Below are 8,933 nucleotides of genomic sequence, written 5' to 3'. Positions count from 1 at the left end.
CGCCGCGCCGATGGGGTTCGGTGCTCGGTCCGCTCCGCGACGGCCTGATCGTGTTCGCGCCCACCGGCCAAGGCGTGCGCGTGCCGGCGCGGGTCAACGACGTCGTGCTCCAACGCGTCATCACCCGCCAGGGGATCTACGGCGGGGTGCGGCGCCGGCCGCGGTGACGCCGGCGCTCAGGTGGTCCGGTCGGGCCGGGCGGGTCGGTCACCGCCCCGATGGGTGACGAGTCCGACGACGACGAGGGCTACACCGGAAACGGATCGCGGAGCCGAGATCGCGCGGGGAGGGTCGTCCGGCGGCCCGCCCGCATGCCGACTGGGGCTCAAATCGGTCTATAGCCAAGCCAGCCGCGCCGACGGCCCGGTGGCTCACCACCCCATGCCGTCGTCGGCCGCCCCTCCGCAGACGCCGATATCAACACCTATGGATCCAGGGCGGAACGCCCGCCCAGTAGGCGGGAAACCGACGGCCTGCGGATTAAAAGTCCGTACCTTCACCACCTCAGGTATAGGGCGAAGGACGGTAGCGGCCAACTATGGGCGGTGGTGTGAAGCACGCTGAACGATCCCTTGTTGCGTCGGAGCGTGTGGCTACGCTTGCCCCGTGACCGCAGAGCTGCCGAGTAAGACCAAAATCCGCAAGTGTGGCGAAATGGTTCGCGCCTCGCGATATGACCCGGATTTCTGGAACGAGTCCTTCAGCTCGGTCGAGGAGCTCGTCGAAGCCCGGCGGGTAGTGAACCTCTACCGGCGGGCGCACCAGCTTCCTATGACCAAGGTCCGCAACGGATTGGCTTCTATGGTGAGCACCATTGGCGCCGATCCAGTCCTTGCTCAGAGGCTGAAGCGAACCCCCCGAATTATCCGGAAGCTCCACCGTTCCGTCGGGTCATCCAGCGGCACGACAAGCCTAGACAGGCTCGAGGACATCGGTGGCGTCCGCGTTATCGTCCCCGACCAGGATCACGTGACTCGACTCGCTGATCGGATCAACTCCATCTGGCAGGTTCGGCGGGAACGCGACTATGTGGTCCAACCCCAGCCGTCGGGCTACTGGGCACGGCACATCGTCGTGGTGAGGGACGACAGGTTCGTCGAGATCCAGCTCCGGACACCATGGGAGCAGTCGTGGGCGGACGCTGTTGAAGCGGCCGACAGCCGATTGAACCTGACCCTGAAAGACGGCGACGGACCGGAGTCAATGCGCAGGTACTTCGCCCTCGCTGCGACGCAACTGCGCGCTCGCGAGTTGGGCGATACAGTGGACGCCGATACAGTCAGAGCGTTTCTTGAGGCTCGCGAACAAGTTGTTCTCGAAGGCTACTACTCGAAATAGGGAGGATTCGATGTCGCAGTCACTAGTCCACTTCCTGCTGGTCTACAGCTTCGATGAACAGCGACTCATCCACCAGGACGAGTTCACCGATACCAAGCTGGCCGTCGCCGCCTACGAGGACACCGAGGCGCAGTACCGAAACAGCGCCGACATCGACCGTTTCGAGGTCGTTCTTGTGGGAGCAGACAGCATCCAGACCGTCATGCGCACCCACGGCCACTACTTCAAGGACGCGGACGAAGCCATGTTCGCCGACCTCCTCGCAAGCCACTAACCCTTCCAGACCGCGCGGAAGCTCCGCCACGCCGCGGGCGATTCGACGGTCCCGCAGTCTGTTCGCGGAGGCAGCCGCAGCGTTCATGCCCGGGTCCCAGACGACGCGAGGCACGCACCCCAAGCTCGATCGTCACCCCGGTCGGCAAACGCAGGCTCCCACCAGCCCGGCCACACGGCGCCCGTAGTGGACACTTGGCCCATGACGATCCGCACTCCCCTGACGCCCGAGCTCCTGCGCGGTCACGAGTACCTCGAGACGACCTCGCGCGGGCTGCGGCCGCACCGGCTTCCGGCCTGGGTCTGCGCCCGGTTCCCCGATCCGCAGTTGCTGTCGGTCGAGGCGCAGCCCTCCGGGGTCCGGGTCGCGGTGGTCACCGACGCGGAGAGCATCGAGCTGGTCACCCACCCCACCCGCCTCGCCTACCGCGGTATCCACCGTCCTCGCGGGAGCATCGATCTGGTGGTCGACCACCGACTCGTCGCGAGCGACCGGCTCACCGGCGGCGACGCCATCGAGACGGACCTCCAGACCGGCGTGACCGAGCTCGTGCCCGGCCCACCGCACCTCACGCGGTTCACCGGGCTGGGCGCCGGCGAGAAACTCGTCGAGCTGTGGCTGCCGCACAACGAGCAGGTCGACCTCGTCGAACTCCGGACGGATGCCCCGGTGACACCCGCGCCGACGGACAGGCGCCGCTGGCTCCACCACGGGAGCTCGATCAGCCACGGCTCCAACGCCACGTCGCCGGCGCGGACCTGGCCCGCCCTCGCCGCCCGACTCGGGGGCGTGGACCTGCGCAACCTCGGCGTCGGCGGCAGCGCGCTCGTCGACCCGTTCATGGCCCGCGTCATGCGCGACACCCCCGCCGACCTGATCAGCCTCAAGCTGGGCATCAACGTCACCAACTCGGACTCGATGCGGCTGCGCGCGTTCATCCCCGCGGTGCACGGGTTCCTCGACACGATCCGTGACGGGCACCCCACCACCCCGCTGCTGCTCGTCTCGCCGATCTACTGCGGCATCCACGAGGACACCCCGGGCCCCGGCGCGTTCGATCCGGACACCTTCCACACGGGTGAGGTGCGGTTCATCGCGACGGGCGAGACCGGGGACACCACGCAGGGGCGGCTGACTCTCCGCGTCATCCGGGACGCGCTCGCGTCGATCGTGGAGGCCCGGGACGACGAGAACCTCCACCATCTCGACGGCACCGCGCTGTACGGATCCGCTGACGCCGACGAGCACCCGCTCCCCGACGCACTGCACCCCGACACCGCCACGCATGAACTGATCGGCACGCGCTTCGCCCGGCACGCGTTCGGGGACGGGGGCCCCTTCGATCACGGCGGTCACACCCGTGGCGAATCGTGTACACACGGGCTATGACGACTACGCCCCCGGATCCGGATCCCAGCGACTCCCCCGACCTCGACGCGGGCGGCTCCCCCGTGGGTCCCATGACGCCGGACTCGGATTCCACCTCCCTGGCCTCGGACAGCGCTCGCACGGGCCAGAGCCCGACCAAGTCGAACTCGCGGGCCGGCATCGTGGTGTTGCTGGCGATCGTGGTCCTGGTAGTGCTGGTGATGGTCTTCGGGCTCGTCGGGAGGATGTTCGGACTGGGGTGAGCGGACGGGGTGACGACGACGACGACGAGGGCCGCGGCAGAGTCCGATCCTGCCGCGGCCCTCGTTGCGTGAAGGCTCAGCTCCCGGCGACGGCGCCGATCAGCTGCCCGACGTCGATGTTGTTGATGAGGTCGGCGGAGAACACGGCGGGGTCGGCGCCGATGTCGCCCAGCGCGCTCGAGCCGGAGGTCAGCGACCCCAGACCCAGTCCCTCGAGACTGCCGGTGACGGCTTCGGCGGGGTTGGGCTCGCGGATCGTCACGCAGGTGTTGATGGGGTTGGCGACCTTGCGGCCGCTGGCCAGGACGAGGGTCGTGGCGGCGCCGGTGTTGAGCACGTCGCCGGGGGTCGCGTCGTCGGGCACGCGGTAGGTGGTCTCGAGGGTGGCCTTGGCGTTGCCGGCGGTGGTCCACCCGGCCCCGGAGTGGCGGACGGAGTTGGTGGCGGAATCGCGGATCACGTCGTCGGTGACCGTCGACCACGTCTGGCCGCCGACCAGGTACCAGACGCTCTCCCGCGCCCGGACCAGCTCGAACCCGGCCGGATGGAAGTCGTCGATCCGGCCGACCAGGGCCCCGGCGCCGCTGACGGTGGTCCGGAACGTCACGGTCCCGCCGGGGGCGGCGGTGCCGTCGCCCACGACCTCCTTGGTGAGGTGGTAGTCGGTCCACAGGGTGGAGGCGTCGTTGAACGTCACGGTCTGCTAGGTCGCGCACTCTGTGGCGGTGGGCTCTGCGGTGACGGGCTCGGCACCGGCGACGCCGGCCCCGGTTCCCGCGGCGAGCCCGGAGGCGACGAGCAGCGCGGCCGCGCCGGTAGCGACGGATCGGAGGGTCCGTGATGTCATGTGAATCCTGTCTTCAGGCGAGGGCCGCGGGCCGCTCGATGCGAGTGAGGTGGCCGGCAGGTGAGCTGGTGCTCATCACGTGTCGGCGCTTCCGATGGTAGGTCGGAATCCGACATTTTGGACGGTTGTCTTGGTTCTTGACGGTGTCAACCTCACGGCCGATCCCCGGCCGATCACAGGGCCGATCGCCGGGCTGTTCGCCGGGCTGATCGCCGGGCTGTTCGCCGGTCGGCCGCCGGGCCGCACCGTAGCGGCGATCGGTCGCAACCGGCAGCCGCCGCCGCTACGGTCGAGCCATGCCTCAATTCACTGTTCCAGGATTGTCCAGCGCCGACTCCGCCACGCTCGCCGAGACGCTGCAGAAGCGCCTGACGGCGTGCAACGACCTGCACCTCACGCTCAAGCATGTGCACTGGAACGTCGTGGGTCCCAACTTCATCTCGGTGCACGAGATGCTCGACCCGCAGGTCGAGCTGGTGCGCGGCTTCGCGGACGTGCTGGCCGAGCGCATCGCCACGCTGGGCGGTTCGCCGGTGGGCACGATGGGCGCGAACGCCGATCACCGCTCGTGGGACGACTACTCCCTCGGCCGGGACACCGCGCAAGCCCACCTCGGTGCGCTCGACAAGGTCTACGACGGCATGATCTCCGACCACCGCAAGGCCATCGCGGTGGCCGGCGACGTCGACCCGGTCACCGAGGACATCCTCATCGGCCAGACCGCGGAGCTCGAGAAGTTCCAGTGGTTCGTGCGCGCGCACCTCGAGAACGCCGCTGGCAGCCTGCCCACCGCTGACGACGCCTCGGAGAAGGCCGCCGCCAGGGACGCCTCCGCCTGAGCCGGGGCACGCGCTGAGCCGTCGGGCCGGACCCCTCCCCGAGGTCCGGCCCGCTGGCGCCTCTGGACAGCCGGCGCCTCTGGACAGCCGGGGGATACTTGTGATGGGCGTCATTCGTCTGGTGCGTCCTCCGGCGAGTCAGCGAGGTGTACAGCCATGAAGGCAGTCGTGTTCGAGGGTTTCAAGACCTTCCCCGTACTCAAGGATGTCGACCGGCCCTCTCCCGGTCCCGGCGAGGTCCTGCTCAAAGTGGCCGGTTCCGGTGCGTGCCATTCCGACGTGGGCCTGTTTCACGATTTCCCCGGCGATCCCACGGGCTTTCTCACCCCGCCGTTCACCCTGGGCCACGAGGTCTCGGGCTGGGTGGAGGAGCTGGGCCCGGGCGTCACCGGGCTCACGAAGGGCGATGCCTACCTGGTCTACGGCCCGATCGGCTGCGGCCGGTGCAAGCCGTGTTCGCGCGGGCAGGACACGTACTGCCAGGACGTGCCGTCGGTGGGCTACCTCGCCACCGGGTTGGGTCGCGACGGCGGCATGGCCGAGTACATGACCACCTACGCCCGCAACCTCGTCCCCCTCGGCGACGCCGACCCCGTGGCCGCGGCCCCGCTCGCCGACGCCGGCCTGACCCCGTACCACGCCATCAAACGCGCGATGCCCCACCTGACCACGCCCGGGGCGACCGCGCTGTGCATCGGCCTGGGCGGTCTGGGCCTGGTCGGGGTGCAGATCATCAGGGCGCTCACCGGGGCCACCGTGTACGCCACCGACACCAAGCCCGACGCGGTCGCCGCCGCGGAGGCCGATGGCGCGATCGGTGCCCCGACCGACGGCGCCGCCGAGAAGGTCAGGGAGCTCACCGGCGGGCTCGGCGTCAACGCGGTTTTCGACTTCGTCGGCGCCGGCCCGACCCTCGAGCTCGCGGCGGCCTGCGTGGCCCAGCAGGGCTCGCTGACGGTGGTGGGACTGGCGGGCGACGACTTCGCCTGGAACGCCTTCAAGCTGCCCTACGAGGTCGACTTCTCCTCCACCTACTGGGGCACGCTCGAGGACCTCCACGAGGTGGTGGAGTTGTACCGGGCGGGCAGGATCTCGCCGGAGGTCCACGTGTATCCGCTCGACCGGGCGCTGGATGCCTACCAGCAGCTCGTCGACGGCCAGATCAGCGGGCGGGCCGTGATCGCGCCGCACGGAACGTAACCCCGCGAGGACACCGCGCCCACCGCCCGCCGCAGGAGCCAGCCAGCCCTAGCGGTTGTCCCGCTCGCAGGCGATGCCGTCGTTGTCGCCGTCCATCGACGGGTCGTAGTACTCGCTGCCGCGGTGGATGGGGGCCACTCCGAGGTCCCACGCCTCGCGACAGCCCGAGAGCCGACGGGCCGGCGTGGTCGCGGGCGCACTCTCGACCGGCGCGGGCATGAACTGCGGGGCCCAGACCAGCGGGAACGGCAGGAGCGGCAGGGTGGCGGGGTCGAATCCCATCGGGACCGGTACGACGATCGGCGCGATGTCCGGTACGGCGATGACCCCTGATCCGACGGGGATCTCGGCGGCGCCGGCGGAGGGGGCGGCACCGAGAGCGACGAGAGTCGCCAGGCCGAGAGCGGTGAGGGAACGACGGATCATGGTGAGAACCTCGAGGGGGGAAGGCCATGGGAGTGGCGTTGAATAGTGAGCCCAGATTAACCGAGTCATGTTCACGTCGCTGACCGTTTCGCGCGGACGCGTCACACGAGCATGCGCCGGGAATGCGAGCGGGAGAGCTCGTAGGTCTTGACGATCCAGAACGTCGCGAAGGCGTAGAGCGCGGCGGTCTCGACCAGGAACAGCCACAAGGTGGACTCCATCAGCCAGGCGATGAGCAGCGCGACGGCCGGGAAGAGCAGGACCAGCACCACGAGAATCCGATAACCCAGGCGATAGCTACGCTGCAGCTCCGCGTTCGGAATGGAGGCGATCGTCTCCTGCCCGTAGAAGAAGATCGACAGTGCCGCCAGCACGAAGAAGGACGTGGCCGCCACCGCGTGGGTGACGCTCACCGCGTTCAGCCCGGGCAGGGCCGGGTCCTCCGTCGGGAAGAGGGCGACGACGATCGCGAGCGTGCCGGCGGCGTTGAGCAGCCAGTTCTCACCGCGCGTGTAGCCGCGGTACGCCACCAGAGCGACCCCGATCGCCACCAAGGTTCCGACGAACAGCCCGCGGGCCGGGGTGTAATAGAAGGAGCTGAGTGAGTCCATCATCGGAAAATCGGGGTCGAGGGTGACCCACACCAGAAGTGCCACGGGAAGGCCGATGGCCGCGCCCGCGATCACCATCCGGAGCACGAAGTACGTCTCCACGATGTAGGCCGCCGGGGCCTCGCAGAAGGTCGCCCGATCGCCCGGGGCTTGCCGGTCGATCTCTGACTGCTGCACGCGCACACCTCGAATCCGTCGCCGGTCTCAGCCTCGCAGTCGGGTGCCCGTCTTGGTGTAGATCCGGTTGAGGTGCCCCGCGACCGTCCGCTTGGACAGGTGGAGTTCGGCGGCGATCTCGGCGTTGGTCAGCCCCTGGCCGACCAGGTCGGCGATCTGAGATTCGCGGCGGGTCAGCGAGACCCCGGCCGGGACCGAGACGGTCGGGGCACCGACGCGGGTGAGGCCGGCCAGCGGCCCGCCCAGCTCGGTGGTCGCGAGCATCCGCTCGGCCTGGGAGTGGAACTTCGATCCCGGCGACGCTGCGTCGCGGGCTCGGTCCGCGGCGACCGCCGCCACCATGTGCAACCCGTACGTCCGGGCCCGGCGGGCCGCGTCCAGCAACAGCCGGGGGTTGCGGGCAGACATCGCCACCGCCAGGTCGCGGACCAGCACCGGCACGTCGCCGGTGACGTCCACCTCGGTCAGCGCCCGACAGATCTCCGGGTCCGCGGTGAGGACCCCGGCCATGGCGGCGCGGGTGGCTGCGCCGTTCAGACCCTCGTCGATCAGCGACCGGACGACCTCGCCCGCCTCACCGGGGCGACCCAGGCAGATCAAGACGCCCGCCTCCACGCCGCGGATCTCCGGACCCACCGGCGAGTTGGTGTACCCCGGGATGGCGCGCATCCGCTGCAGGTACTCCTCCGCGGTGGCGGCCTGTCCGGACATCGCGGCGGCCAGTGCGTACAAGGACAGCGCACGGGAGTGGAAGTCCTCGGGACCGTCCACCTCGATGATCGCGACCGCGTCGGATGCCGCCCCCACCGCGGCCGGGAGGTCCCCGGCGGCGAGCGCGATCTCGGCGTCGACCAGCCGCCGCACGCCGTGATCGACGCGCACGTGATCATCCTGCTCGACCGCGATGACGGGCGCGAGCTCGGCGAGCAGCGCGTTGATTCCGAAGCCGTGCAGCATCACCGACACCAGCGCCGCGAGAAACTCCTCGGACGCCCACGCCTGGCCGCCGACCGACCGGGATCGGCGGGCCTCGCGCCGAATCACGGCAAGTGCGGCCTCGGACCGCCCCATAGAATCGAGCGCGAGCGCGTGGATCGGCTCCAGGCGCCGCTCCCACTCGGCCGGCAGCTCAGCGGTCAGCTCGGTGTAGGCCCGGTCCGCCTCGCGGTAGCGGCCCGAGTAACTCAGGTGCACCACGGTCAGGGCCTCGAGCACCGCGCGCCCGGAGTGCCCGTCAGGAAGCCACTGGTGCGCTGACTCGATCAGTGGCAGCGACTGCTCGGGACCCCGGTCCCGGTAGTGCGCGAGGTCCGCCCGGGCCGTGACGTTCTCGATGAGCACCCGGGTGTGGTCGGGCCCGCCGGGATCGTCCTGCAGGCAGGCCAGCGAGCGGTCGAACATCGCGGCGGCGTCGGGCAGCCGGTCGAGCAGGCGAAGGCACGAGCCCGCGATCAGCGACAGCTCGGCCTGCTGCAGCGACGCGGTGGTGAGCGCGGAGCGCTGGGCGGCGTCGTGGAGCTCCACCCCAGTGCGGTAGTCGTGGCCGTCGAGGGCGGCGCGCGCGGCGGCCACCACACATCCCGCGTCGAC

11 protein-coding genes are annotated in these 8,933 nt (G+C 69.8%); 6 read left to right on the top strand and 5 right to left on the bottom strand.

The annotated features are described in order from the left end of the window. The first annotated feature begins 606 nt into the window (after window positions 1-606). From G6024_RS09885 to G6024_RS09870, 4 genes are all read left to right on the top strand, one after another. Complete coding sequence (locus G6024_RS09885) at window positions 607-1,338, top strand: RelA/SpoT domain-containing protein (RefSeq protein WP_159148608.1); 732 nt, start codon at window positions 607-609, stop codon at window positions 1,336-1,338. Between the two features lie 10 nt (window positions 1,339-1,348). Next, window positions 1,349-1,612, top strand: coding sequence for a hypothetical protein (locus G6024_RS09880; protein ID WP_159148607.1), 264 nt, complete (start codon window positions 1,349-1,351; stop codon window positions 1,610-1,612). 201 nt (window positions 1,613-1,813) lie between these two features. Continuing rightward, window positions 1,814-3,001 carry a GDSL-type esterase/lipase family protein gene (locus G6024_RS09875; protein WP_159148606.1) on the top strand — a complete coding sequence of 396 codons (1,188 nt, stop codon included), beginning with the start codon at window positions 1,814-1,816 and terminating at the stop codon, window positions 2,999-3,001. Beyond that, entirely contained in the window at window positions 2,998-3,243 is a 246-nt protein-coding gene (locus G6024_RS09870) for a DUF6480 family protein (protein ID WP_067716083.1), read from the top strand. Before G6024_RS09875 ends, G6024_RS09870 begins: the two co-directional genes overlap by 4 nt. Window positions 3,244-3,319: 76 nt before the next feature. Here G6024_RS09870 and G6024_RS09865 read toward each other — a convergent pair whose 3' ends face one another. Together G6024_RS09865 and G6024_RS09860 are read right to left on the bottom strand one after the other, a co-directional pair. Then, a complete protein-coding gene (locus G6024_RS09865; RefSeq protein WP_156523575.1) occupies window positions 3,320-3,940 on the bottom strand; it encodes a hypothetical protein in 621 nt (206 codons plus the stop codon). 6 nt (window positions 3,941-3,946) lie between these two features. Then, on the bottom strand, window positions 3,947-4,090 hold the full coding sequence (locus G6024_RS09860) for a hypothetical protein (protein WP_156523574.1): 144 nt from the start codon (window positions 4,088-4,090) through the stop codon (window positions 3,947-3,949). Between the two features lie 296 nt (window positions 4,091-4,386). Between G6024_RS09860 and G6024_RS09855 the strand changes: the two genes are divergently transcribed. Beyond that, window positions 4,387-4,929, top strand: coding sequence for a Dps family protein (locus tag G6024_RS09855; protein WP_069388400.1), 543 nt, complete (start codon window positions 4,387-4,389; stop codon window positions 4,927-4,929). 156 nt (window positions 4,930-5,085) lie between these two features. Further along, entirely contained in the window at window positions 5,086-6,129 is a 1,044-nt protein-coding gene (locus tag G6024_RS09850) for an NAD(P)-dependent alcohol dehydrogenase (protein WP_159148605.1), read from the top strand. 48 nt (window positions 6,130-6,177) lie between these two features. Here G6024_RS09850 and G6024_RS09845 read toward each other — a convergent pair whose 3' ends face one another. The 3 genes from G6024_RS09845 to G6024_RS09835 all read right to left on the bottom strand — a co-directional run. Next, window positions 6,178-6,555 (bottom strand): excalibur calcium-binding domain-containing protein, encoded by a 378-nt coding sequence (locus G6024_RS09845; RefSeq protein WP_159148604.1) that lies wholly within the window; start codon window positions 6,553-6,555, stop codon window positions 6,178-6,180. A 101-nt stretch (window positions 6,556-6,656) separates the two neighbouring features. Beyond that, a complete protein-coding gene (locus tag G6024_RS09840) occupies window positions 6,657-7,343 on the bottom strand; it encodes a hypothetical protein (RefSeq protein WP_235027845.1) in 687 nt (228 codons plus the stop codon). Between the two features lie 27 nt (window positions 7,344-7,370). After that, window positions 7,371-8,933, bottom strand: a 1,563-nt coding sequence (locus G6024_RS09835) for a helix-turn-helix transcriptional regulator (protein WP_206683385.1), incomplete at its 5' end; no start/stop codon positions are given.

Source organism: Dietzia maris, assembly GCF_014144855.1.
Classification (GTDB): Bacteria; Actinomycetota; Actinomycetes; order Mycobacteriales; family Mycobacteriaceae; genus Dietzia; species Dietzia kunjamensis.
This window is presented reverse-complemented; position numbering and strand designations above follow the sequence as displayed.